Source organism: Mycobacterium basiliense (assembly GCF_900292015.1).
Lineage (GTDB): Bacteria > Actinomycetota > Actinomycetes > Mycobacteriales > Mycobacteriaceae > Mycobacterium > Mycobacterium basiliense.
Genome location: NZ_LR130759.1, coordinates 5,044,612 through 5,067,539, shown reverse-complemented (window position 1 = coordinate 5,067,539; position 22,928 = coordinate 5,044,612). Strand labels below are relative to the sequence as shown.

Below are 22,928 nucleotides of genomic sequence, written 5' to 3'. Positions count from 1 at the left end.
CAAGCCGCTAACAAAGCAAGTGCTTGGTAGGTTAGCCTACAGGTCATGCAGGACGTCGAGCAGTTCCGGGCGGAGGTCCGCGAGTGGCTCACCGACAATTTGGTCGGCGAATTCGCTGCACTCAAGGGTCGGGGCGGGCCGGGGCGCGAACACGAGGCGTTCGAAGAACGCCGGTCCTGGAACCAGCATCTCGCTGCCGCGGGACTGACCTGCCTGGGGTGGCCGGTCGAGCACGGTGGCCGCGGGCTTTCCACCGCGCACCGGGTGGCGTTCTATGAGGAGTACGCCCGCGCCGACGCGCCGGACAAGGTCAACCACTTCGGCGAGGAGCTGTTGGGGCCGACGCTTATCGCGTTCGGAACGCAGGAGCAGCAACAGCGATTCCTGCCGCGCATCCTCGACGTCACCGAGCTGTGGTGTCAGGGATATTCCGAGCCTGGCGCCGGCAGTGACCTGGCCAACGTGTCGACCACCGCCGAACTGGACGGCGACCAGTGGGTGATCAACGGCCAGAAAGTGTGGACCTCGCTGGCCCACCTGTCGCAGTGGTGCTTTGTGGTCGCCCGCACCGTCAAGGGCTCCAAGCGGCACGCCGGCCTGTCGTACCTGCTCGTGCCGCTGGATCAGCCGGGTGTGCAGATCCGCCCGATCGTCCAGATCACCGGCACCGCCGAGTTCAATGAGGTGTTTTTCGACGATGCCCGCACGGACGCCGGCATGGTGGTCGGCCAGCCGGGCGACGGCTGGCGAGTCGCGATGGGCACGCTGACTTTCGAGCGTGGAGTTTCGACGCTAGGCCAGCAGATCGTCTACGCGCGAGAGCTTTCCAATCTGGTTGAGCTTGCGCGCCGCACCGGTGCCGTCGAGGATCCGTTCATCCGGGAGCGGCTGACCCGGGCGTGGACCGGACTGCGGGCCATGCGCAGCTATGCGCTGGCCACCATGGATGTTGAGCAGCCGGGCCAGGACAACGTGTCAAAGTTGTTGTGGGCCAACTGGCATCGTGACTTGGGTGAGCTGGCGATGGACGTGATCGGCCGGCCGGGGATGACCATGCCGGACAGCGAGTTCGACGAATGGCAGCGGTTATACCTGTTCACTCGGGCCGACACCATCTATGGCGGTTCCAACGAGATCCAGCGCAATATCATTGCCGAGCGGGTGCTCGGCTTGCCCCGGGAGGCTAAGGGATGAGCTTGTCTGAAGCGCCGAAAGAGATTGCTGGACACGGTCTTTTGGTGGACAAGGTGGTGGTGGTGACCGCGGCGGCGGGAACCGGTATTGGGTCGGCAACCGCGCGTCGGGCCCTGGCCGAGGGCGCCGACGTGGTGATCTCCGATCATCATGAGCGCAGGCTGGGGGAGACCGCCGAGGAACTGGCCGCGCTGGGGTTGGGCCGGGTCGAAAGCGTGTTATGCGACGTGACGTCCACCGCCCAGGTTGACGCGCTGATCGATTCGACCACCGCCCGGATGGGGAGACTCGACGTACTGGTCAACAATGCCGGCTTGGGTGGGCAGACCCCGGTCGCTGATATGACCGACGACGAATGGGACCGCGTGATGGATGTGACGCTCACCTCGGTGTTCCGTGCCACCCGCGCGGCGCTGCGCTACTTTCGCGAGGCGCCGCACGGTGGTGTGATCGTCAATAATGCCAGCGTGTTGGGCTGGCGAGCCCAACATTCACAGTCGCACTACGCAGCCGCCAAGGCCGGGGTGATGGCGTTAACCCGTTGTAGCGCAATAGAAGCCGCCGAGCACGGGGTGCGGGTCAATGCGGTCTCACCTAGCATCGCCCGGCACAAGTTCCTGGACAAGACGACCTCGACGGAATTACTCGACCGACTGTCCGCCGGCGAGGCGTTCGGTCGCGCGGCCGAACCCTGGGAAGTCGCGGCCACCATCGCGTTCTTGGCCAGCGACTATTCCAGCTACCTGACCGGAGAGGTGATTTCGGTTTCCAGTCAGCACCCGTAAAGGGGCTGAGTCATCCGCACGGTGATCCGATGGGGGGCGGCGTGCAGAGTGTTTGGCAGCCGCAGCTGGCCGAGCAAGCGCTTGGTTGATAATCTGTTCGGATGGACCGAGTGGCCGGTCAGGCTATTAGCCGGCGCGACGAGCTGTTGGAGCTTGCCGCGGTGATGTTCGCCGAGCGCGGGCTACGCGCTACGACGGTGCGCGACATCGCCGACGGCGCGGGGATCCTATCCGGCAGTCTTTATCACCATTTCGCGTCCAAGGAAGAGATGGTCGACGAGCTGCTGCGCGGTTTCCTGGACTGGCTATTCGCCCGGTATCAGGAGATCGCCGAATCCCAGGCCAATCCGCTGGAGCGGCTCAAGGGTCTGTTCATGGCGTCGTTCGATGCGATTGAACATCGGCATGCACAGGTCGTCATCTATCAGGACGAAGCGCAACGGCTGTCGTCGCAACCGCGTTTTTCCTACATTGAGGACCTGAACAAGCAGCAGCGAAAAATGTGGGTCGAAGTGCTGAATCAGGGCATCGAGGAAGGCTATTTCCGGCCGGACCTCGATGTCGACCTGGTCTACCGATTCATTCGCGACACCACCTGGGTGTCGGTGCGCTGGTATCAGCCCGGCGGACCGCTCAGCGCCACGCAGGTGGGTCAGCAATATCTCGCCATCGTGCTCGGTGGGATTACGGCGGATTCCAAATAGATTGAAATCGAAGAGGGAGTTTGACATGCCCGAGGCGTACGTCATCGATGCTGTACGTACCGCGGTTGGCAAGCGCAATGGTGCGCTGGCCGGGATACATCCCGTCGACCTGGCGGCGGTGGCGTGGCGGGGCCTGCTCGATCGGATCGACATCGACCCCGTTGCCGTCGACGATGTGATCGCCGGTTGCGTCGACGCGATCGGCGGACAGGCCGGCAACATCGCCCGGCTGTCGTGGTTGGCCGCCGGCTATCCGGAAGAGGTGCCCGGTGTCACGGTGGATCGCCAGTGTGGTTCCAGTCAGCAGGCGATTTCCTTTGGTGCACAAGCGATCATGTCCGGTACGGCTGATCTGATCGTGGCCGGAGGCGTGCAAAACATGAGCCAGATTCCGATCTCGTCGGCAATGACGGTCGGCGAGCAGTTTGGTTTCACCTCGCCGACCAACGAGTCCAAACAATGGTTGCACCGCTACGGTGACCAGGAGATTTCCCAGTTCCGTGGCTCGGAGATGATCGCCGAAAAATGGAACCTGTCGCGCGAAGAGATGGAAAGGTACGCGCTAGCCAGCCATGAGCGCGCGTTCGGGGCGATCCGGGGCGGCCACTTCGACAATGAAATCATCCCCGTTGATACCGAATCCGGGCCTTTCCGGGTCGACGAAGGTCCGCGCGAGTCGTCGCTGGAGAAGATGGCCGGCTTGAAGACGTTGGTGGAAGGCGGCCGGCTGACGGCGGCGATGGCCAGCCAGATTTCCGATGGCGCCAGTGCGGTGCTACTGGCCTCCGAGCAGGCGGTCAAAGACCATGGGCTGACGCCGCGGGCTCGCATCCACCACATCAGCGCCCGCGCCGCTGACCCGGTGTTCATGCTCACCGGACCGATCCCAGCGACCCGCCACGCGCTGGATAAGACCGGGCTCTCGATCGAGGACATCGCCACCGTCGAGATCAACGAGGCGTTCGCCCCGGTCGTTTTGGCCTGGCTCAAGGAAATCAAGGCCGACCCGGAGAGGGTTAACCCCAACGGCGGCGCGATCGCGCTCGGACACCCGTTGGGGGCCACCGGGGCCAAGTTGTTCACCACTATGCTCAACGAACTCGAGCGCGTCGGTGGACGGTACGGGTTGCAGACAATGTGCGAGGGCGGCGGGACGGCGAACGTCACCATTATCGAGCGGCTCTAAGGCGACTACCAGCGCGGTGGTCGCTGGTTCGCCGAGTGTGAACCACGCGACGGCTAAGCGGCGGGGCGCGTCGGTATTTCACATTCGTGGAGATGTCGGTGGGTGATGCCAGCATTCGCCCATGAAGGAACTCGCGTGACCCTTCTTGGGTTCGGAGGCATTGGCCGCGCGAGCACTCCCGGAGCCGGCGATGCGTGCCAGCTACGAGCCGGTTTATCCGGGTGTCTACGTGCCGTCCGGAATCGAGCTGACAGTGACCCGGCTCGCGCTGGCGGCATGGCTGTGGTCGCGGCACCGAGCGCTGGTCGCCGGCCATTCTGCAGCTGCGCTAGGTGGTGCGAAGTGGGTTAGCCCGGCACTTGACGCCGAGTTGATTCACGACAACCGTCATCCACCCGCGGGCATCACTGTGCGCAGCGACACGGTGTGGGGAACGAGGCGCTGCAAGTCGGCGGAATTCCGGTAACCAGTGCGTCGCGGACAGCCTTTGACCTCGGCAGGCGAACAACTTCGCGGCTGCAGGCGGCCCAGCGACTCGATGCGTTGACCAACGCGACGTCACCGAGGTGGAGGCCGTCATAGCGCGACACCCGGGGGCTCGCGGCGTACGGCGTCTGCGGCAGGTATTGCCGCTTGTGGATGGTGGCGCCGAGTCCCCGCAAGGAGCCCGAACTCGGCTGGTATTGATCGACGCCGGGTTCCCCATTTCCGCGCAGCCAAATCCCCGTACTTGGTCGGGATGGATATCTCGTTGCACGCATTGATATGGGACAAACCCCTTGCAGCGAACTCGCGATCTCGATCGCTGATCTGGGGTTGCTGATTACCGTTGGACGATCATTCGGGTCGGCAGCGACACGCTCAGATATCGCGAGGGCACGCTGTTGTACCGCGTGGGTTCGGCGCTCACCGCCGCGGGACGGCGCCCGTGACCGCCGAGTGTGAACGACACGACGGCTAATCGGCGTGTCACGTCGCGGGATTCACAGTCAACGCTGAGGCATCGTTCATAGCAATTTGCAATAACGCCCTCGGTCCACTAACACCCGTTGATACTGTTTCCTCGGACCAATCGACGTGGCTGCGCGAATACCGGCGGGTACGCCCTCAGTTCGGACACGTGTTGGGAGGTAAGGATGTCGTATGTCATTGCGACTCCGGAGCTGATGCTAGCGGCAGCAACGGATTTGGCTGGGATCGAGTCAACGCTGAGTGCGGCGAACCTGGCGGCGGCCGTCCCGACGACCGGGCTACTTGCGGCCGGTGCTGATGAGATATCGGCGGCCATAGCGTCGGTGTTCGATGGCTACGCACAGCAGTACCAGGCGCTAAGCGGCCATGTGGCCGCGTTTCAGCAGCAGTTCGTACAGAGATTGAATTCTGCGGCGAGTTCGTATGCCGCTGCCGAGGCTGCCAGTGTCGCGCCGCTGCAGGGATTGTTCGACATTATCAATGCGCCGACCCAAGCACTGCTCGGGCGTCCGCTGATCGGCAACGGCGCCAACGGAGCCCCGGGAACCGGCCAAAACGGTGGCGACGGTGGGATCTTGTTCGGCAACGGCGGGGCCGGCGGGTCGGGTGCGGCCGGCCAAAACGGCGGGGCCGGCGGCAACGCGGGGTTATTGGGTGACGGCGGTGCGGGCGGCGCCGGCGGTAGCACCGACATCTTCGGGCACAACGGCGGGAACGGCGGGGCCGGTGGGGCCGGCGGGTGGCTGGGCGGTACCGGCGGGGCCGGTGGGGCGGGCGGCAACGGCTATTTCAACGGTGGTGACGGCGGGGCCGGCGGGGCCGGACGGCTGTTCAGCGCGGGCGGTGCGGGCGGGGCGGGGGGCATTGGCGGTACCAGCGGCAGCACCGGGACCGGTGGCGTCGGCGGTGCGGGCGGGGACGGCGGCAGCTCCGGCATCTTGGCCGCCGCTGACGGTGGGGCCGGCGGCGGTGGCGGCAGCGGTTACGCCGTCGGCGGTGCCGGTGGCAGCGGCGGCGACGCTGGGATATTCGGTACCGGTGGCCGCGGTGCGAACGGCGGTGCGGGCCTGACCACCGGCGGGCCGTTAACAGACCAGGTCAGCGTAGGCGGAGCAGGCGGGGACGGCGGGCACGGCGGATGGCTGGCCGGCGTTGGCGGCGCCGGTGGGTTCGGTGGGTTCGGTCAAGGTCCCGTGGGTGGTGTCGGCGGGGCGGGCGGCGACGCCGGATTGCTCGGTGTCGGTGGCTCCGGCGGGACTGGCGGCACCGGCTTTGCTGGCGTTGGTGCGAATGGCGGTGCCGGCGGCGACGGTGGCCTGCTCTGGGGGCCCGGAGGCGCCGGCGCGCGCGGCGGACAGGGCGGGGCCGGTGCCGGCGGAAACGGCGGGGCCGGCGGATTAGGCGGACTGTTCGGCGGGGATGGCGGTAACGGCGGGGTCGGCGGCACCGGCGCGGGCGGGCCCGGCGGCGCCGGCGGTGCCGGCGGCGACGCATTCCTGTTCGGCGCGGGCGGCGCGGGTGGCTTGGGTGGCACCGGCGTCGGCTTCCCCGGTGACCCTGGACTGTCGGTCGGTGGCCTAGGTGGCAATGGTGGACGCGGGGGCCTGTTGATCGGCGTGGGTGGCGCCGGGGGCACCGGCGGCTTCAGCGGTCCTCTCTCCGAGAACGCCGGCGGTGGTGACGGCGGTGTCGGCGGCAACGCCGGGCTGATCGGCATCGGCGGGGCCGGTGGGTTCGGCGGCGCCAGCGGGTTCGGGGCCGGCGGGGCCGGGGCCGCCGGCGGGACCGGCGGCTTCCTGCTCGGTATAGGCGGTGCCGGCGGCGACGGCGGGTTCGGGGCCGGCGGTGACGGCGGGGCCGGTGGCGCCGGCGGGGCCGGCAGTAGCACTGGATTCGGGTTCGGCGGCGGCGGCGGCACCGGCGGCGGCAGTGGTCTCGGCAACGGGGGCGGCGGCGGTGCAGGCGGTGTCGGCGGATGGCTTGGCGGAAACGGCGGTGCCGGTGGGGCCGGTGGGGACGGCGCGGTCGGCTTCTTGAACTACACCGCAGTGGGCGTTGGTGGTGCCGGTGGGGCCGGCGGAGCCGGCGGCTTGCTGTTCGGTGATGGTGGTGGCGGCGGCAATGGGGGTGCCGGCGGGATCTCGGTAACCGGCGCCAACGACGGTGGTGTGGGTGGTGCCGGCGGTAACGGTGGCGGGCTGCTGGGGCGTGGTGGTGCCGGTGGCGCCGGCGGGGTTGCTGGCATCGACAGCACCGGGGGTTCCGGCGGCAACGGCGGCGATGCCGCGCTGATCGGCAACGGTGGCAACGGCGGCGCCGGAGGTGAGGGCGGGGTCGCCGGAGACGGCGGTGACGGCGGTGAGGGCGGCGACGCCAAGGTGTTCGGCAGCGGCGGTAACGGCGGCAACGGCGCTACCGGGGTGACATCCGGCAGCGGCGGCGCGGGTGGCAGTGGCGGGTTGCTTGGCCCGGATGGGATAGCCGGGCAGCCCTAGCCGGGTCGGAGAGGGCTTAGCCGTCGTAGTCGACGGACACGAACGGCGTCGTCGGATGTGACTGGCAGGTCAGGATGTAGCCGGCGTCGAGCTCAGCCTGACCCAGCGCGAAGTTGTGGTCCATCGCCACATTGCCGTCGGTCAATTTGGCCCGGCAGGTTCCGCAAGCCCCACCCATGCAGGCGTACGGTGCATCGCTGCGGCGTTGCAGCGCCCCCTCCAGGATCGAGTCGCCGGGGGGCAGGTCGAACGTGTCCTGCTTCCCGGAAAGCGTGAAGGTCACCGTGGCTGCCTGGTAGTCGCGGTCGGAGGTCGGCGCAGTTTCGTAGCCGTAGAACAGCTCGAGGTGGATGTGTTCGATGCCAACTTCGTGCTCGACCAGTGACTCACGTACCGCGGTGGTCATCTCCATTGGGCCGCAGATGAACCACTCGTCCACATTGTCCGGCCGTAGTTTCGTGGTCAGCCACCTGTTGAGTTTTTCCCGATCGATGCGGCCGCGGAGTTCCGGGGTGTGCAGAGCCTCATTGGTCAGCACGTGCAGGATCTCCAACCGGTCGGCGTAGCGCGACTCTAGTCGGTCCAGCTCGGCCCTAAACATGGTGGATTCCTTGGTCCGATTGCCATAGATCAGCGTGAACCGGCTCTCGGTCTCGATTTCCAGCGTGGTGGCCAGGATGGACAGCACCGGTGTGATCCCGCTACCGGCCGCCACGCCCACGTAGTGCTTGGCGTTCAGCGGATGCAGTGGGGTGCCGAACCGGCCGGTGGGAGTCATCAGCTCCAGCACGTCGCCGGCCCTGAGCTCACTGGCGACGAACGTCGAGAACGCCCCGCCCGGAATATGTTTGACCGCGATCCGCAACTGGGCCCTGGTAGCCGGGGCGCAGATCGAGTAATTGCGGCGAATGCCTTGGCCACCCAGATCCGTGCGGACGGTCACATGCTGGCCCGGCTCGAAGCGAAACGCGTCCTGCAGCGCTTCCGGTACCGCAAAGGTCACCAGCGTGCTATCGGCGGTGATGGGATCGACCGACGCGACGGGAATGCGGTGCAGCACAGCGTGCGGAGAACTCGACCGGGTCGGCATTCGCACCGGCAGTAGCTTGGCGAGCCGGCCGTTGAGCCGTTTCCACTCCCGGAATTCCGCTGGATTCAGTTGCTGGCCAAAGACCGTGGAGATCGCCGCGTTGCGCTCCAGGTACGCCTCTTCATTGCGCTTCCAGGTACGCAGGTAGCGATAGAAGGGCACCGATGGGTGCAGATGGTGCACCAAGTGATAGTTCTGCGACAGCAGTACCGGGGTGAACAACCATTCGGCGCCGACCCGGTTACGGGTCGCCCGATAGCGGTTGGTGCGCTGAGTGTCCGCCAACCCATGGTGTGGCAGCCAGTCGAACCACCAGGCCAGCACGGTAAGGCCGATCCGCTGCGGTATCAGGAATACCACCGCCAGCGTCCAAAGGTTTCCGGTGAGGATCGCAATGGCCAGGCCGGTGATGCTGAGGGTGAACATCAACATCGTCTCGGCGAATTCGGCGACCGGTCGGCTACGGGCCCGCGGGATGTAGTACTTGAGGTAGAAGTACTCCACCATCGACCAACGCAACGGCAGTGTCCATGGCGAGCCGTGTGAGGCGAAGGTGTCCGGGTCTTCGTCGTCGTCGTTGGAGTGGCGGTGGTGTTGGATGTGGATGAACCCGAAGGCAGGGAAGGCGACTACCGGACCGACAAAGAGCCACGCCAGCCGGCCGAAGAGGCCGTTGACCCAGCGGGTTGAGCTGATCGAATAGTGCGACGCGTCATGGACCACGGTGAACATGACAAAGGTCACCGCGGCATTGATCGGGATGGCCGCCCATAACGGAACCCACCCGTTGATATAGCCGATCGTCGACACGATGAACGCAGCCAATGCAGCCAGGAAGATCCCGACGGTGGGCAAGGCCAGTCTGGGCACCGATTCACCCGGGTCAGGCAGGGCATGATGCGCGGATGAGCCCGGGGCCGCTCGGCCTACGGCGTCGATGGTCGACATAGCTGGAATAGCGTAGTCGACACGCGTCAACTACTCCACCAGCGCGGACGCGGCCCGGAGATGTTCGATCGCGTCCTGCACGATCGACTCGATCAATTGGGCGCACGACGGCAGGTCGTCGAGGATGCCGGCAACCTGACCGGAGGCCAGCACCCCAGCCTCGGTATTGCCATCGACCAGGCCGGCCTTCAGTAGCATTGGGGTGTTGGCCGCCATCAGCACCTGCGACCAGGTCAATTCCTTACCGTGGCGCATGGCAAGGCCGTCCCGAATCATCGACTGCCAGCTCATCTGTGACAGCCGTTTGAATTTCCCGGCATTGCGCACCGCTGCGGCGAAACCCCTTGCTCGCGAGCCGTTTTCAAGCTTGTCCACTAGTCCGGTGCGCAGCACTCGGTGCGGCATGCCGTCGACGCGGGTGGTGACCACGGTGCCGTCCAGGGCCGCTTCTAGATATCGGCGCTTGACGGCATCGGGCACGGTGGAATCGGAGGTGAGCAGAAACCGGGTGCCCATGGCCACGCCGGCCGCGCCGTAGGACAACGCGGCGGCCAGCCCACGTCCGTCGAAGAATCCGCCCGCGGCGACCACCGGAATGTCGGTGCCCTTGACCGCGTCCAGCACCGACGGCAGCAGCAGAGTTGTCGCAACGGGTCCGGTGTGGCCGCCGCCCTCGCCGCCCTGCACGATCATCGCGTCGGCGCCCCAACCCGCCACCTTGCGCGCGTGCTTGGCCGCGCCGATCGATGGAATGACCACCGCACCGGCCTCTTTGAGACGGGTTATCAGCTCTTGTTTGGGCGCCAACGCGAATGACGCCACTTTGACACCCTCGCGAATCATCAACTCGACACGGTCGCCGGCATCGGCGGCATCGGCGCGGATGTTGACACCGAATGGCTGATTGGTGGTGGCCTTGACCTTGCTGATGGCCGTTGCCAATTCGTCCAGGGTCATGGTGGCCGACGCCAGGATGCCCAGCCCTCCGGCGTTGGCGGTTGCCGACACCAGTCGAGCGCCGGCGACCCAGCCCATGCCGGTCTGCACCACCGGATGCTCGACGCCGACCAGCTCGGTCAGCGGCGTACGCAATCTCACGAACGTATCTCCCTATCCCGCAGTGCTTTCGGGTCGATAACCTCGCGGATCAGGCGCAGTTCGGCATCGGTCGGCAGCCGGGTTTCGTCGGCTTCATCGAGGCCATGTACCTCGAACGAGGTGGCTTCCCGGACGTCGTCGGATGTTACCCCCGGGTGTAGGGACATGGCTCGCATGGTGTGGTCCGGGCCGCCGAAGTCGAACACGCCCAGGTTGGATATCACCCGATAGACGTTGACGAACCGAAACGCGGGATTGTCCGGATCCACCTTGTCGTATCCGATTCCGGAGACGACGTCGACGGATGCACAGAACACCCGCTTGGAATGGTTGCCTACCCAATAGCTGGTGGCATGGTTGATGGTGTTGCCGGGTGAACCCCGGACTCCGAACATCTGCCGATTCGGGTGCTGCAGCGGCCCGAACGCCGAGATGTTCTGATTGCCAAAGCGATCAACCTGATTGGCGCCCATTACCACGTGCCGGCGTCCCCAGGCCAGTGTCTCGAACACCCGGCCGAACGGCATCCAACCCTCGACGGCACCCGCCGCCCCTAGCGCCGGGGTATCCGCCAGGAGCCGGGCTTCACCGTCGGTCAACAGGATGTCTGGTGCAAAGGTTAGTCGCGCCAACCGGGCCCCGACCGACGCCATGTTCGTCATCGGGCTGATCATGATTTCGCCGGCGTTCCTGAACAGCTCGGCGCAGGCGACCGCGCAGACTTCGGCTCGGGTGCTCACTTTGCTGCCTCCTCCGCAAAGGCGCGCACGGCGGCCTGGTAGTCATCTTCGGTGCCGGACAAGTAGGTTTGCCTGAACTGCTGCCAGCTCTCCTCTGATGATGCGGCTTCGGCATAGTGTCGCTGGAACTTCTCGTCGCGTGCGTAATCGGGTGCGGCGGTGGTGAAGTGGGCACCGTTTGGGGCTTCCACGACGGCGTCGACCATCATCCGGTTTACTAACAGTGCCTGGGGGGGAACGGCTTTTATCAGTTCCTCGGTGGAGACGATGCGTTCCACCGACAGCAGGCGCTTCTCGGCGGCCATCAGGAATAGGTCGTCGAAGTAGGGGTCGATTCCGGTGTAGGCGGCATTGCCTTGGCTGTCAGCGAGATTGAGGTGCGCGAAAGCCGCGTCCAGGTGTAAGGCAGGCATCGCGATCAGCGTTTCGTGCCTACCCTCCGGGGCTGGATAGGGGCTGGTGACCGTGGCCAGCTCGCCCTCCCAGAAGTCCGGAACCGAACTGCCCAGGCCGGCCCGGATGGGCAGGAAGGGCAACCTCTGGGCGGCCGCCTGCAGTCCGCAGCGCAGCATGCCTTCGTCCATTTCTCGAGCCTCGATGGCACCACTGGTCCGCGCCTTGGCGAACCATGGGTCGTAGAACGGTGCTGAGTCCAGCGACACGAATCCGTAGTACACGCGCCGAACTTTGCCGGCCGAACACAGCAGGCCTAGGTCCGGTCCGCCGTAGGTGACCACGGTGAGATCGGTGACGTCGGTGCGCAGGAGGGCGCGGACCAACGCCATGGGTTTGCGCCGCGAGCCCCAGCCGGCGATCCCGATGGTCATCCCACTGCGCAAGTGTGCGACGGCGTCGTCGAGGGTGGTTCGCTTATCGCTCATGGCTTCTTCACGAACGCGTCGCGGTGCTCGTCGGCGACTCCGGCGAGGTTGAGCTCGAAGGTAAAGCCTTGTTCCATGCGGTAACTCGAGTTGACCCGCTGCACGTCGATGAGATTGAGCGCCTCCTTGGCCGCGCGGATAACCCGAGTGTCCTTGGCGGCGATATCGCGCGCTACCCGGAGCGCCGCTTCGTGGAGTTCGGCGCGGGGCACCACTTCATGCACCGAGCCAAAGTGGTGCAAGGTGGCGGCGTCGACGGTGGCCGCGGTGAAGAACAGCCGGCGCATCATGTGCTGAGGCACCAGGCGTGAGAGGTGCGTTGCCGCGCCCAGCGCACCGCGTTCGACCTCCGGCAACCCGAAGGTGGCATCCTCGGAGGCAACAATGACATCGGCGTTGCCGACCAAGCCGATGCCTCCGCCGACACAAAATCCGTTAACCGCAGCGATTACCGGGACCGCGCATTCGTAGACCGCACGGAATGCGGCGAAGCAGCCACGATTGGCGTCGATCAAAGCGGTGAAGCCTTCGGTGTTCTGCATCTCTTTGATGTCGACGCCGGCGTTGAAGCCACGGCCTTCGGCGCGCAGAATCACCGCGCGGGTGTTGGGGTCAGCGCCGGCGGCCGTTATAGCGTCGGCGAGTTCGAACCAGCCGCGGGATGGGATGGCGTTGACGGGCGGGTAGTCGACGGTGACCGCGACTATGCCGGGCTCGGGCGTGGTGGATGTAATGGTCACTGGCACTTCCTATGGAGAAGACGGCGGCGGCTACCTAAGCAAGCACTTGCTTGGTACGCTAGCACAGTGACCCGTGCCGGAGGAGCAGACGCCATCAATTTGGGACTGGCCGGTCGGGTGGTCCTGGTGACCGGTGGCGTTCGAGGGGTAGGTGCCGGTATCAGTTCGGTTTTCGCAGATCAGGGCGCGACGGTCATCACCTGCGCACGACGAGCCGTCGAAGACCTGCCGCATGAGTTCCATTGCTGCGACATCCGGGACGAGGAATCGGTGAAGCGTTTGGTAGCAGCGATCGCCGAGAAGCATGGCCGGCTCGACGTGGTGGTCAACAACGCGGGGGGATCGCCCTATGCGCTAGCGGCCGAGGCCACGCCAACTTTTCATCGCAAGATCATTGAGCTTAATCTGCTTGCGCCGCTGCTGGTTTCGCAGTATTCATATGCGCTGATGCAAAATCAGCCCCATGGTGGGGCGATTGTCAACGTCTGCAGCGTAAGCGGTCGCCGGCCTACCCCCGGCACCGCCGCCTACGGCGCGGCCAAGGCGGGATTTGAAAACCTCACGTCCACCCTGGCGGTGGAATGGGCGCCCAAGATCCGGGTCAACGCGCTGGTGGTCGGAATGGTGGAGACCGAACAGTCCGAACTGTTCTACGGGGACGCCGAGTCCATAGCCCGCGTTGCCGCCACCGTACCCCTGGGCCGGCTGGCGCGTCCTACCGACATAGGCTGGGCCGCTGCATTTTTGGCTTCCGACCTGGCCTCCTATATCAGTGGTGCAACGCTTGAGGTTGATGGCGGTGGTGAGCCGCCGCCCTATCTGGCCGTTTCCAGCGCCAACAAGTGACAAGTAAGGAGTAATGGGTATGGGCTTGCTCGACGGCCGTGTGGTCATCGTCACCGGAGCCGGCGGCGGAATTGGGCGCGCGCACGCGCTGGCCTTCGCCGCCGAGGGCGCTCGGGTGGTGGTCAATGACATCGGGGTGGGGCTCGACGGGTCCCCCGCGGGCGGTGGCAGTGCTGCGCAGGGTGTGGTCGATGAGATCGCTTCGGCCGGAGGCGAAGCCGTCGCCAACGGATCTGATGTCTCGGACTGGGAGCAAGCGGCCGGCCTGATCTCTGTTGCTGTCGAAACGTTCGGTGGCCTGGACGTCCTAGTCAACAATGCGGGCATCGTGCGCGATCGGATGATGGCCAACACCAGCGAGGAAGAGTTCGACACCGTCATCGCGGTACATCTCAAGGGCCATTTCGCCACCATGCGACACGCGGCGTCCTATTGGCGCGGGTTGTCCAAGGCGGGAAAAACCGTTGACGCGCGGATCATCAACACCAGTTCGGGTGCGGGTTTACAGGGCAGCGTCGGGCAGGCCAACTACAGTGCCGCGAAAGCCGGCATTGCCGCGATGACGCTTGTGGCCGCCGCCGAAATGGGTCGCTACGGTGTCACCGTCAATGCCATCGCGCCGTCGGCCCGCACTCGCATGACCGAAACCGTCTTCGCCGAGATGATGGCCAAGCCCGACGAAGGGTTCGACGCGATGGCGCCGGAGAACATTTCCCCGCTGGTGGTGTACCTGGGCAGCGCCGGTTCCCGCGAAGTCACCGGGAAGGTCTTCGAGGTTGAGGGTGGGACCATCCGGGTGGCCGAGGGTTGGGCGCACGGCCCGCAGGTGGACAAGGGCGCCAAGTGGGATCCGGCCGAGTTGGGGCCCGTCATCACCGACTTGCTGGCCAAGGCGCGGCCGCCGGTGCCGGTGTATGGAGCCGCCGGTTCGTAGCTCGCGGCCCGCGCCGAACGTGCATTCACTGCGAAATTTTGGTCAATTTTTCGCAATGGATTCACGTTCGCTGAAACGCTAGGGATCGCAGACGACGATCGGGATGGTCCGGTCGGTCCAGGACTGGTAGTCGTCGTAGGACGGGTACATATCCACCAGCTGCGGCCAGTATTTGGCGCGCTCCTCGTCGGTGGCATCGCGCGCGGTCAGCTCGAGGACCTCTTTTTTGATCTGGACCGACACCTTCGGGTTGGCCTTGAGATTGAGGTACCACATGGGGTTCTTTTCGGAGCCCCCCTTGGACGCCGCGACCACCACGCGGTCTCCATCGCGCAGAAAATAAAGCGGGCTTACTCGCGGCTGGCCAGTCTTGCGACCGGTGGTGGTCAGCAGGGCGACCGGAATCTTCTGGAAGGTGCCGCCGAGACCCTCCCCGCCGTTGCGGCGGTACATCCAGGTGTTGAGGCGCGACATCCACTTGATGAAGAAATCGGTGAGCGGTGAGTTGAGGAACCGCGGCGGTGATTTCGGCATGACCCCATCCTAAGATCGCGCTATCGCTGAATAAATGGCCGAAAACGCACCGTGATGTGCTGAATCTCGGCCCTCCCGCTCGCACTTTCGGCGGGGATCACGAACGTTTCGTTAACCCGTGACGCGATCCGCCGACCGGCGAACGCCACCTTAGTCAGGACGTCGTAGGCCGCATGCACCTGGTCGCCGACGATGCGGTATGCCGGCGGCGTGGTGTCGGCGATGACGCGATACTGGGGTCCGCGATTGAGGCTGCGGCGTAAGTGGTTTCCGGAAAATCCGTTCTTGACGCCCTGCTCGATGCGGGTGCATCCGGCCGCGAACGGGACGGCGTCGGCATCATGGCTGACGAGTGCGTCGATATACGCCTGCGCGGCGGCAATGCGGTCTTCCTCGGATACGCCCATCAAAGCCGCTCGAGGATGGTGCCGGTGGACAGTGCCCCGCCCGCACACATGGTGATCAGCGCGGTGCTCTGATCGGTGCGCTCCAGCTCATGCAATGCGGTGGTGATCAACCGGCTCCCGGTGCAGCCCACTGGATGGCCCAAGGCAATCGCGCCGCCGTTGACATTGACGCGAGCCATGTCCGGCTCGTGCACCCGCGCCCAGGACAGCACGACGGACGCGAAGGCCTCGTTGATCTCGACGATGTCGATGTCACCCATCTTCATGCCCGCCTTCTCCAGCACTTTCGCCGTCGACTGCACGGGTCCATCGAGGTGGTAGTACGGCTCGGCACCGACGAGCGCCTGGCTGACGATGCGGGCCCGCGGCCGCAACCCGAGTGCCTTGGCTCTGTCTTCGTCCATCCACAGCACCGCCGCCGCGCCGTCGGAGATCTGCGACGACGTCCCCGCGGTGTGAATACCGCCCTCGAGCACCGGCTTCAGCTCGCTCAACCCCGCCATCGTGGTGTCTCGCAGGCCCTGGTCGCGCGAGACCATGTGACGCTCGGCCGTGGGTTGCTTCTGCTCGTCGAGCACCGGCGCCTCGATCGGTGAGATCTCGCGATCGAATCGACCCTCGTCCCAGGCGCGCTTGGCGCGTAGCTGGGACTCGAGCCCGAACGCGTCGATGTCCGCGCGGGTGATGCCGCGGCGCTTGGCGATCCGCTCGGCGGCTTCGAACTGGTTCGGCAGGTCGATGTCCCACGACTCGGCGCGAATGGCTGCGCGGTCGGGGCCGGCATTGGCGCCCAAGCCGACGCGGCTCATCGCCTCGATGCCACAGGCGATGCCGATGTCGATTGCGCCGATCGCGATCAATCCAGCAATCAGGTGGTTGGCCTGCTGGCCACTGCCGCACTGGCAGTCCACCGTGGTGGCGCCGACGTGGTCGGGCAGGCCGGCGGTCAGCCAGGCCACTCGGCTGATGTTGTTGGACTGCTCGCCGAACTGCGTCACGCAGCCACCGATGACCTGCTCGACGTCCCCAGCCTGAAAGCCGGCGTGCAGCCCGACACGGTCCACCAGCGCCTTCTGAACGGCTCCCAGCAGCTCGGTGGCGTGCAGCCCCGATAGCCAACCGTTGCGCTTTCCGATCGGGCTGCGTGTCGCTTCGACGATTACCGGGTTACCCATGGAGCCAGGCTAGAACACGTTTCATTACTCTGACAAGCGACGATGGCTCGTCGCCTTTTGTATGCGGTGAAGGCATGTTTTACTGGCATCAGAGCATCACTAGGACAGCTAGTGTCCTGGGATCCCAGTCATCGCAGACTGTAGTTAGGAGAACGAACGTGCCCTGCCCCAATCTGCCGTCCGGGTTCGATTTCACCGACCCGGACATCTACGCCGAGAGATTGCCGGTCGAGGAGTTTGCCGAGCTGCGATCGGCGGCTCCCATCTGGTGGAACGAACAGGCTCCCGGAACGGGCGGGGGCTTCCACGACGGTGGTTTCTGGGCGATCACCAAGCTCAAGGACGTCAAGGAGATCTCCCGGCGCAGTGACATCTTCTCCAGCTACGAAAACGGGGTTATCCCGAGATTCCACAACGACATCGCGCGCGAGGACATCGATGTTCAGCGGTCCGTCATGCTCAACATGGACGCGCCCCACCACACCCGGCTGCGCAAGATCATCTCCCGCGGCTTCACCCCGCGCGCCATCGGACGACTGCACGACGAGCTCAACGAACGTGCCCAGAAGATCGCCGAAGAGGCGGCGGCCGCGGGTAGGGGCGACTTCGTAGAGCAGGTGTCGTGCGAACTGCCGCTACAGGCGATTGCGGGCTTGCTTGGGGTGCCCCAGGAGGACCGCGGCAAGCTGTTCGAGTGGTCGAACGAGATGACCGGGAACGATGACCCTGAGTACGCCCACATCGACCCGAAGATGTCGTCGGCGGAGCTGATCATGTATGCGATGAAGATGGCCGAGGAAAAGGCCCAAAACCCCGGCGACGACATCGTGACGCAGCTGATAGAGGCCGATATCGACGGTGAGAAGCTCTCCGACGACGAGTTCGGTTTCTTTGTCGTGATGCTCGCGGTGGCCGGCAACGAGACCACCCGCAACTCCATCACCCAGGGGATGATGGCCTTCGCCGACCACCCGGACCAGTGGGAGTTGTACAAGAGGGAACGCCCGGAAACCGCTGCCGACGAGATTGTCCGCTGGGCCACCCCGGTGACCTGTTTCCAGCGCACCGCGCTGGAGGACTATGAGCTGTCCGGCGTGCAAATCAAGCGGGGTCAGCGGGTGCTGATGTTCTACCGGTCGGCGAACTTCGACGAAGAGGTGTTCGACGACCCGTTCACCTTCGACATCATGCGCAACCCCAACCCGCATGTCGGCTTCGGCGGTACCGGTGCGCACTACTGCATTGGCGCCAACCTGGCCCGCATGACGATCAACCTCATCTTCAACGCCGTTGCCGACCACATGCCCGACCTCAAACCGGTCTCGGCGCCCGAGCGGCTGCGGTCCGGCTGGCTCAACGGGATCAAGCACTGGCAAGTTGACTACAACACCGGCACCTGCCCGGTGGCACACTGACGATTTAGTGTCAACGATGGACTTTGATCTCACCGCGGAACAACAAGCCGTCGCCGATGTGGTCACGTCGGTGCTGGAACGGGACCCGACGTGGACGGCGTTGGTCGACGGGGGCGTAACCGCGCTGCCGGTGCCGGAACGCCTCGGCGGCGACGGTGTGGGTTTACTCGAGGTCGGGACGGTGCTGACCGAAGCGGGGCGGCGCGGCACCATCACGCCGGCGCTGGCAACGCTGGGCCTTGGTGTCGTGCCACTGCTGGACGTGGCCTCCGTTGAGCAGCAGGACCGCTACCTGGGTGGGGTCGCCCGGGGTGCCGTGCTCACCGCGGCCCTCAACGAGCCGGGCGCACCACTGCCCGACCGGCCGTCCGCCAGCTTTGCCGGCGGTCGGCTGTCCGGCACCAAAGTTGGTGTCGGATATGGCGAGCAAGCGGACTGGATGGTCGTGACTGCTGATAGCGCGGTGGTCGTGATATCGCCCAAGGCCGAAGGTGTGCGGTTAATCCGCACACCCACGTCGAACGGCTCGCTCGAGTACACGGTGACCTTCAGCGAAGTGGCGGTTCCCGAGTCGGACGTCCTGGCGGGGGCCGCGGCAGATCGAGTCAACCGGCTGGCTTTGGCCATGGTGGGTGCTTACGCCGACGGATTGGTGTCCGGGGCATTGCGGCTCACCGCCGACTACGTAGCCAACCGGAAGCAGTTCGGCAAGCCGCTGTCGACGTTTCAGACGGTCGCCGCGCAGTTGGCTGAGGTCTACATCGCAGCGCGCACCATCGATTTGGTGGCAAAGTCGGTGATCTGGCGACTGGCCGAGGGCAGGGACGCCGACCCCCAAACCGGGGAGGACCTCGACGTCCTTGGCTACTGGGTGACCTCGCAGGCACCGCCGGTGATGCAGATCTGCCACCACCTGCATGGTGGTATGGGGATGGACATCACCTATCCGATGCACCGCTACTACTCCACGATCAAAGACCTGTCCCGGATGCTGGGCGGGCCTTCGCTGCGCCTTGACCTCCTCGGAGGCCGTGACTCGGTGGGAGCGCAATGTTCATCGATTTGACGCCGGAACAGCGACAGCTGCAAGCTGAGCTACGGCAATACTTTTCGAACCTGATCTCCTCCGACGAGATGAAGGAGATGGAGAAGGACCGCCACAACGCGGCATACCGCGCGGTGATTCGGCGGATGGGCCAGGACGGAAAGCTCGGCGTCGGCTGGCCAAAGGAGTTTGGCGGCCTCGGTTTCGGTCCGATCGAACAGCAGATCTTCGTCAATGAAGCTCATCGCGCCGATGTGCCACTGCCGGCCGTAACCCTGCAGACGGTGGGTCCCACGCTGCAGGTGTACGGCAGCGAGATGCAGAAGAAGAAGTTCCTTCCGGCGATCTTGGCCGGAGAGGTGCACTTCGCGATCGGCTACACCGAGCCCGAAGCGGGTACCGACCTGGCATCGCTGCGCACTACCGCGGTCCGCGACGGCGACCACTACATCGTCAATGGCCAAAAAATCTTCACCACCGGTGCCCACGACGCCGACTATATTTGGCTGGCCTGTCGAACAGATCCGGAAGCCGTTAAACACAAAGGTATTTCGATTCTGATCGTCGATACCAAAGATCCTGGGTACTCCTGGACGCCGATCATACTTTCCGATGGTGCGCATCACACCAACGCGACCTACTACAACGATGTGCGGGTCCCGGCGGACATGCTGGTGGGGGAGGAAAACGGTGGATGGCGTTTGATCACAACCCAGCTCAACAATGAGCGGGTGATGCTGGGGCCGGCCGGCCGGTTCGCCAGCATCTATGATCGGGTGCACACCTGGGCGTCGAAACCGGGTGGTGACGGTGTCAGGCCGATCGATCACGAAGACGTCCGACGCGCGCTCGGTGAAATACGCGCGATCTGGCGCATCAACGAGTTGCTCAACTGGCAGGTGTCGGCCGCTGGTGAGGACATCAACGTCGCCGATGCCGCGGCGACGAAAGTGTTTGGCACCGAACGTGTTCAGCATGTTGGCCGACTTGCTGAGGAGATCGTCGGAAGGTACGGCAACGCCGCAGAACCAGATACCGGCGAGCTGCTCGAGTGGCTGGACGCCCAAACTAAACGCAATCTGGTGATCACCTTCGGCGGGGGCGTGAACGAGGTCATGCGAGAGATGATCGCGGCCTCCGGCCTCAAGGTGCCTCGGGTGCCGCGATGAGTGACATCGAGGAAGCTGTCGCGCAGATCAAGGCGGCCGGTAGCAGCAAGCCGCGTGCCGCGCGGGACCCGGTGAACCAGCCGATGATCAACAACTGGGTCGAGGCGATCGGCGACCACAACCCGATCTACGTCGAAGAAGCCGCTGCCCGGGCCGCCGGCCATCCGGGGATCGTCGCCCCACCGGCAATGATCCAGGTGTGGACCATGTTCGGTCTGGGCGGCGAACGGCCCAAGGATGATCCGCTGGGCCCCGTCATGAAGCTGTTCGACGATGCGGGCTACATTGGCGTGGTCGCCACCAACTGTGAACAGACCTATCACCGGTATCTGTTGCCAGGCGAGGAGGTCACCATCACCTCCGAGTTGGGGGAAGTGGTGGGTCCCAAGCAGACAGGCCTGGGAGAGGGATGGTTCGTCAATCAGCACACGGTGTGGCGCGTCGGCGATGAAGATGTAGCCGAAATGGATTGGCGCATACTTAAATTCAAACCGCGTACGGCATCCTCCGCGACAGCCGTTCCCGAGGACCTGGACCCGGATTCGATGATGCGCCCGTCGTCCTCGCGTGATACCGCTTTCTTCTGGGAGGGCGTGAAGGCGCACGAGTTGCGGATCCAGCGGTGTGCCGACGGCACCCTGCGACATCCGCCGGTGCCGGCGGTATGGCAGGACAAGGCCGAGCCCATTGACTACGTGGTGTCCAACGGAAAAGGCACCGTATTCAGCTTTGTGGTGCACCACGCCCCGAAAGTTCCCGGCCGCACATTACCTTTCGTGATCGCGCTGGTAGAGCTCGAAGAGGGGGTGCGTATGCTCGGCGAACTGCGCAATGTCGAGCCCGGACGGGTGGAGATCGGAATGCCAATTCGCACGATCTATATCGACTTCCCGGCCACAGCCAGCGGACCGGAATGGAGCCTCTACGCCTGGGAACCGGACGCATGAGCGCCCCCGCGATCGCGGTTGGCACCACGCTGCCCGAGCTTAAGTTGCATGGTGACCCGACGTTCATCATCTCGACTGCCCTTGCTACCCGGGACTTTCAGGATGTGCACCATGACCGTGATAAGGCGCAAGCCAAAGGATCTGACGATATCTTCGTCAACATCCTGACCGACACTGGGCTGGTGCAGCGCTACGTGACCGATTGGGCGGGGCCGTCGGCGTTGATCAAGTCGATCGGACTGCGTCTCGGCGTGCCGTGGTACGCATACGACACCGTGACGTTTTCCGGCGAGGTGACGGCGATAGAGGACGGTCTGATCACGGTAAAAGTATTGGGCCGCAACAGTCTCGGCGATCATGTCATTGCGACTGTCAAGCTGACGATCGGGGATGGATAGTGTTGTCCGGTAAGGCAGCCATCGTCGGCATCGGCGCCACCGACTTCTCCAAGGACTCCGGCCGCAGCGAGTTGCGGTTGGCCGCCGAGGCAGTGCGGGACGCGCTCGACGATGCCGGCCTGCCCCCTGCCGATGTCGACGGGCTCACGACGTTCACCATGGACACCAACACCGAAATTGCGGTGGCGCGCGCCGCCGGGATCGGTGAGCTGAAGTTCTTCTCCAAGATCCACTACGGCGGCGGCGCCGCGTGCGCGACCGTGCAGCATGCCGCAATGGCGGTCGCCACCGGTATCGCCGATGTCGTGGTGGCGTACCGGGCTTTCAATGAACGCTCCGGCATGCGGTTCGGACAGGTGCAGACTCGGTTGACGGAGAACGCGGACTCGACGGGCGTGGACAATTCGTTCTCGTATCCGCATGGGCTGTCGACGCCGGCTGCGCAGGTCGCGATGATCGCCAAGCGTTACATGCACCTGTCTGGAGCCACCAGCCGGGACTTCGGCGCAGTGTCGGTCGCCGACCGTAAGCATGCCGCCAACAACCCGAAAGCCTACTTCTACCAAAAGCCGATAACCATTGAGGACCATCAGAATTCGCGGTGGATCGCCGAGCCGTTGCGGTTGCTGGACTGCTGTCAGGAGACCGATGGGGCGGTGGCGATCGTTGTGACATCGGCGGAACGCGCCCGGGACCTCAAGCAGCGTCCGGCGATTATCGAGGCGGCATCGCAGGGAGCGAGTCCGGACCAGTACACGATGGTCAGCTATTACCGACCCGAGCTGGACGGATTGCCTGAGATGGGTCTGGTGGGCCGCCAGCTGTGGCAGCAATCGGGTCTCGAGCCATCCGACATCCAGACCGCGGTGCTCTACGACCACTTCACCCCGTTCACCCTGATTCAATTGGAGGAGTTGGGCTTTTGCGGCAGGGGAGAGGCCAAGGACTTCATCGCAGGCGGGGCGATCGAGGTCGGGGGGCGGCTGCCGATCAACACGCACGGCGGTCAGCTCGGTGAGGCGTACATCCACGGCATGAACGGAATCGCCGAAGGGGTACGGCAGCTGCGCGGTACGTCGGTGAATCCGGTAGCCGACGTCGAGCACGTGCTGGTCACCGCGGGTACCGGTGTGCCGACGTCCGGTTTGATCCTGGGCTAGCGGCGCGGGCACCAGGGCAATCCTGGGAGCTGGCAGCTCTCAGTTGAATCGTTAGGGTGTCCCGT

21 protein-coding genes and 1 pseudogene are annotated in these 22,928 nt (G+C 64.9%); 14 read left to right on the top strand and 8 right to left on the bottom strand.

Annotation, left to right across the window (positions count from 1 at the left end; genetic code table 11):
• Positions 1-45 precede the first annotated feature (45 nt).
• The 6 genes and pseudogenes from ipdE1 (at position 46) to MB901379_RS21475 (ending at position 7,336) form a co-directional block, all read left to right on the top strand.
• Complete coding sequence (ipdE1, locus tag MB901379_RS21500) at positions 46-1,194, top strand: acyl-CoA dehydrogenase IpdE1 (RefSeq protein WP_158018453.1); 1,149 nt, start codon at positions 46-48, stop codon at positions 1,192-1,194.
• On the top strand, positions 1,191-1,979 hold the full coding sequence (gene ipdF, locus MB901379_RS21495) for a (5R,7aS)-5-hydroxy-7a-methyl-1-oxo-2,3,5,6,7,7a-hexahydro-1H-indene-carboxyl-CoA reductase (protein ID WP_158018452.1): 789 nt from the start codon (positions 1,191-1,193) through the stop codon (positions 1,977-1,979). The genes ipdE1 and ipdF overlap by 4 nt, the downstream gene beginning before the upstream one ends.
• Positions 1,980-2,080: 101 nt before the next feature.
• Complete coding sequence (kstR2, locus tag MB901379_RS21490; protein WP_158018451.1) at positions 2,081-2,683, top strand: TetR family transcriptional regulator KstR2; 603 nt, start codon at positions 2,081-2,083, stop codon at positions 2,681-2,683.
• 25 nt (positions 2,684-2,708) lie between these two features.
• The gene (gene fadA6 / locus MB901379_RS21485) at positions 2,709-3,869 is read left to right on the top strand and encodes a steroid 3-ketoacyl-CoA thiolase FadA6 (RefSeq protein WP_158018450.1); all 1,161 of its coding nucleotides are present in this window, start codon (positions 2,709-2,711) and stop codon (positions 3,867-3,869) included.
• Between the two features lie 190 nt (positions 3,870-4,059).
• A pseudogene (locus MB901379_RS25375) lies at positions 4,060-4,801 on the top strand (hypothetical protein).
• 204 nt (positions 4,802-5,005) lie between these two features.
• Positions 5,006-7,336, top strand: a complete 2,331-nt coding sequence (locus MB901379_RS21475) for a PE family protein (protein WP_158018449.1) — start codon at positions 5,006-5,008, stop codon at positions 7,334-7,336.
• Positions 7,337-7,352: 16 nt separating this feature from the next.
• On the opposite strand, the gene MB901379_RS21470 is transcribed toward MB901379_RS21475, so the two are convergent.
• Genes MB901379_RS21470 through echA20 form a run of 5 tightly spaced genes read right to left on the bottom strand, consistent with a single transcriptional unit; the run spans position 7,353 to position 12,833 of the window.
• Positions 7,353-9,374, bottom strand: a complete 2,022-nt coding sequence (locus MB901379_RS21470; RefSeq protein ID WP_158018448.1) for a fatty acid desaturase — start codon at positions 9,372-9,374, stop codon at positions 7,353-7,355.
• A gap of 30 nt (positions 9,375-9,404) precedes the next feature.
• The gene (ipdC, locus tag MB901379_RS21465) at positions 9,405-10,472 is read right to left on the bottom strand and encodes a (3aS,4S,5R,7aS)-5-hydroxy-7a-methyl-1-oxo-octahydro-1H-indene-4-carboxyl-CoA dehydrogenase (RefSeq protein WP_158018447.1); all 1,068 of its coding nucleotides are present in this window, start codon (positions 10,470-10,472) and stop codon (positions 9,405-9,407) included.
• Complete coding sequence (gene ipdB / locus MB901379_RS21460; RefSeq protein WP_158018446.1) at positions 10,469-11,212, bottom strand: cholesterol ring-cleaving hydrolase subunit IpdB; 744 nt, start codon at positions 11,210-11,212, stop codon at positions 10,469-10,471. The genes ipdC and ipdB overlap by 4 nt, the downstream gene beginning before the upstream one ends.
• Positions 11,209-12,093 (bottom strand): cholesterol ring-cleaving hydrolase subunit IpdA, encoded by an 885-nt coding sequence (ipdA, locus tag MB901379_RS21455; protein ID WP_158018445.1) that lies wholly within the window; start codon positions 12,091-12,093, stop codon positions 11,209-11,211. Before ipdA ends, ipdB begins: the two co-directional genes overlap by 4 nt.
• Positions 12,090-12,833, bottom strand: a complete 744-nt coding sequence (gene echA20, locus MB901379_RS21450) for a (7aS)-7a-methyl-1,5-dioxo-2,3,5,6,7,7a-hexahydro-1H-indene-carboxyl-CoA hydrolase (protein ID WP_158018444.1) — start codon at positions 12,831-12,833, stop codon at positions 12,090-12,092. The genes ipdA and echA20 overlap by 4 nt, the downstream gene beginning before the upstream one ends.
• 66 nt (positions 12,834-12,899) lie before the next feature.
• On the opposite strand from echA20, the gene MB901379_RS21445 reads away from it, so the two are divergent.
• Together MB901379_RS21445 and MB901379_RS21440 are read left to right on the top strand one after the other, a co-directional pair.
• The gene (locus tag MB901379_RS21445; RefSeq protein WP_158018443.1) at positions 12,900-13,679 is read left to right on the top strand and encodes an SDR family oxidoreductase; all 780 of its coding nucleotides are present in this window, start codon (positions 12,900-12,902) and stop codon (positions 13,677-13,679) included.
• Positions 13,680-13,698: 19 nt separating this feature from the next.
• Entirely contained in the window at positions 13,699-14,613 is a 915-nt protein-coding gene (locus MB901379_RS21440) for an SDR family oxidoreductase (protein WP_158018442.1), read from the top strand.
• 78 nt (positions 14,614-14,691) lie between these two features.
• On the opposite strand, the gene MB901379_RS21435 is transcribed toward MB901379_RS21440, so the two are convergent.
• Genes MB901379_RS21435 through MB901379_RS21425 form a run of 3 tightly spaced genes read right to left on the bottom strand, consistent with a single transcriptional unit; the run spans position 14,692 to position 16,729 of the window.
• Positions 14,692-15,147, bottom strand: a complete 456-nt coding sequence (locus MB901379_RS21435; RefSeq protein ID WP_158018441.1) for a nitroreductase family deazaflavin-dependent oxidoreductase — start codon at positions 15,145-15,147, stop codon at positions 14,692-14,694.
• Between the two features lie 20 nt (positions 15,148-15,167).
• The gene (locus MB901379_RS21430; protein WP_158018440.1) at positions 15,168-15,554 is read right to left on the bottom strand and encodes a hypothetical protein; all 387 of its coding nucleotides are present in this window, start codon (positions 15,552-15,554) and stop codon (positions 15,168-15,170) included.
• On the bottom strand, positions 15,554-16,729 hold the full coding sequence (locus MB901379_RS21425) for a steroid 3-ketoacyl-CoA thiolase (RefSeq protein ID WP_158018439.1): 1,176 nt from the start codon (positions 16,727-16,729) through the stop codon (positions 15,554-15,556). Before MB901379_RS21425 ends, MB901379_RS21430 begins: the two co-directional genes overlap by 1 nt.
• Positions 16,730-16,887: 158 nt before the next feature.
• Between MB901379_RS21425 and MB901379_RS21420 the strand changes: the two genes are divergently transcribed.
• Genes MB901379_RS21420 through MB901379_RS21395 form a run of 6 tightly spaced genes read left to right on the top strand, consistent with a single transcriptional unit; the run spans position 16,888 to position 22,863 of the window.
• On the top strand, positions 16,888-18,144 hold the full coding sequence (locus tag MB901379_RS21420) for a cytochrome P450 (RefSeq protein ID WP_197717838.1): 1,257 nt from the start codon (positions 16,888-16,890) through the stop codon (positions 18,142-18,144).
• A 16-nt stretch (positions 18,145-18,160) separates the two neighbouring features.
• Complete coding sequence (locus MB901379_RS21415; RefSeq protein WP_158018437.1) at positions 18,161-19,210, top strand: acyl-CoA dehydrogenase family protein; 1,050 nt, start codon at positions 18,161-18,163, stop codon at positions 19,208-19,210.
• Positions 19,195-20,358: an acyl-CoA dehydrogenase FadE29 gene (fadE29, locus tag MB901379_RS21410; RefSeq protein WP_158018436.1), complete on the top strand. Its 1,164-nt coding sequence runs from the start codon at positions 19,195-19,197 to the stop codon at positions 20,356-20,358. The genes MB901379_RS21415 and fadE29 overlap by 16 nt, the downstream gene beginning before the upstream one ends.
• Positions 20,355-21,305, top strand: coding sequence for a bifunctional MaoC family dehydratase N-terminal/OB-fold nucleic acid binding domain-containing protein (locus MB901379_RS21405; protein ID WP_158018435.1), 951 nt, complete (start codon positions 20,355-20,357; stop codon positions 21,303-21,305). Before fadE29 ends, MB901379_RS21405 begins: the two co-directional genes overlap by 4 nt.
• On the top strand, positions 21,302-21,703 hold the full coding sequence (locus tag MB901379_RS21400; protein WP_158018434.1) for a MaoC family dehydratase: 402 nt from the start codon (positions 21,302-21,304) through the stop codon (positions 21,701-21,703). Before MB901379_RS21405 ends, MB901379_RS21400 begins: the two co-directional genes overlap by 4 nt.
• Positions 21,703-22,863, top strand: a complete 1,161-nt coding sequence (locus MB901379_RS21395; RefSeq protein ID WP_158018433.1) for a lipid-transfer protein — start codon at positions 21,703-21,705, stop codon at positions 22,861-22,863. The genes MB901379_RS21400 and MB901379_RS21395 overlap by 1 nt, the downstream gene beginning before the upstream one ends.
• The last annotated feature ends 65 nt before the right edge of the window (positions 22,864-22,928 follow it).

Excerpts from the sequence above, each read along its gene's own strand:
- ipdE1 (WP_158018453.1), top strand. The coding sequence starts at position 46 with ATGCAGGACGTCGAGCAGTTCCGGGCGGAGGTCCGCGAGTGGCTCACC.
- ipdF (WP_158018452.1), top strand. The coding sequence starts at position 1,191 with ATGAGCTTGTCTGAAGCGCCGAAAGAGATTGCTGGACACGGTCTTTTG.
- kstR2 (WP_158018451.1), top strand. The coding sequence starts at position 2,081 with ATGGACCGAGTGGCCGGTCAGGCTATTAGCCGGCGCGACGAGCTGTTG.
- fadA6 (WP_158018450.1), top strand. The coding sequence starts at position 2,709 with ATGCCCGAGGCGTACGTCATCGATGCTGTACGTACCGCGGTTGGCAAG.
- MB901379_RS21475 (WP_158018449.1), top strand. The coding sequence starts at position 5,006 with ATGTCGTATGTCATTGCGACTCCGGAGCTGATGCTAGCGGCAGCAACG.
- MB901379_RS21470 (WP_158018448.1), bottom strand. The coding sequence starts at position 9,374 with ATGTCGACCATCGACGCCGTAGGCCGAGCGGCCCCGGGCTCATCCGCG.
- ipdA (WP_158018445.1), bottom strand. The coding sequence starts at position 12,093 with ATGAGCGATAAGCGAACCACCCTCGACGACGCCGTCGCACACTTGCGC.
- MB901379_RS21440 (WP_158018442.1), top strand. The coding sequence starts at position 13,699 with ATGGGCTTGCTCGACGGCCGTGTGGTCATCGTCACCGGAGCCGGCGGC.
- MB901379_RS21435 (WP_158018441.1), bottom strand. The coding sequence starts at position 15,147 with ATGCCGAAATCACCGCCGCGGTTCCTCAACTCACCGCTCACCGATTTC.
- MB901379_RS21430 (WP_158018440.1), bottom strand. The coding sequence starts at position 15,554 with ATGGGCGTATCCGAGGAAGACCGCATTGCCGCCGCGCAGGCGTATATC.
- MB901379_RS21425 (WP_158018439.1), bottom strand. The coding sequence starts at position 16,729 with ATGGGTAACCCGGTAATCGTCGAAGCGACACGCAGCCCGATCGGAAAG.
- MB901379_RS21415 (WP_158018437.1), top strand. The coding sequence starts at position 18,161 with ATGGACTTTGATCTCACCGCGGAACAACAAGCCGTCGCCGATGTGGTC.
- fadE29 (WP_158018436.1), top strand. The coding sequence starts at position 19,195 with ATGTTCATCGATTTGACGCCGGAACAGCGACAGCTGCAAGCTGAGCTA.
- MB901379_RS21405 (WP_158018435.1), top strand. The coding sequence starts at position 20,355 with ATGAGTGACATCGAGGAAGCTGTCGCGCAGATCAAGGCGGCCGGTAGC.
- MB901379_RS21400 (WP_158018434.1), top strand. The coding sequence starts at position 21,302 with ATGAGCGCCCCCGCGATCGCGGTTGGCACCACGCTGCCCGAGCTTAAG.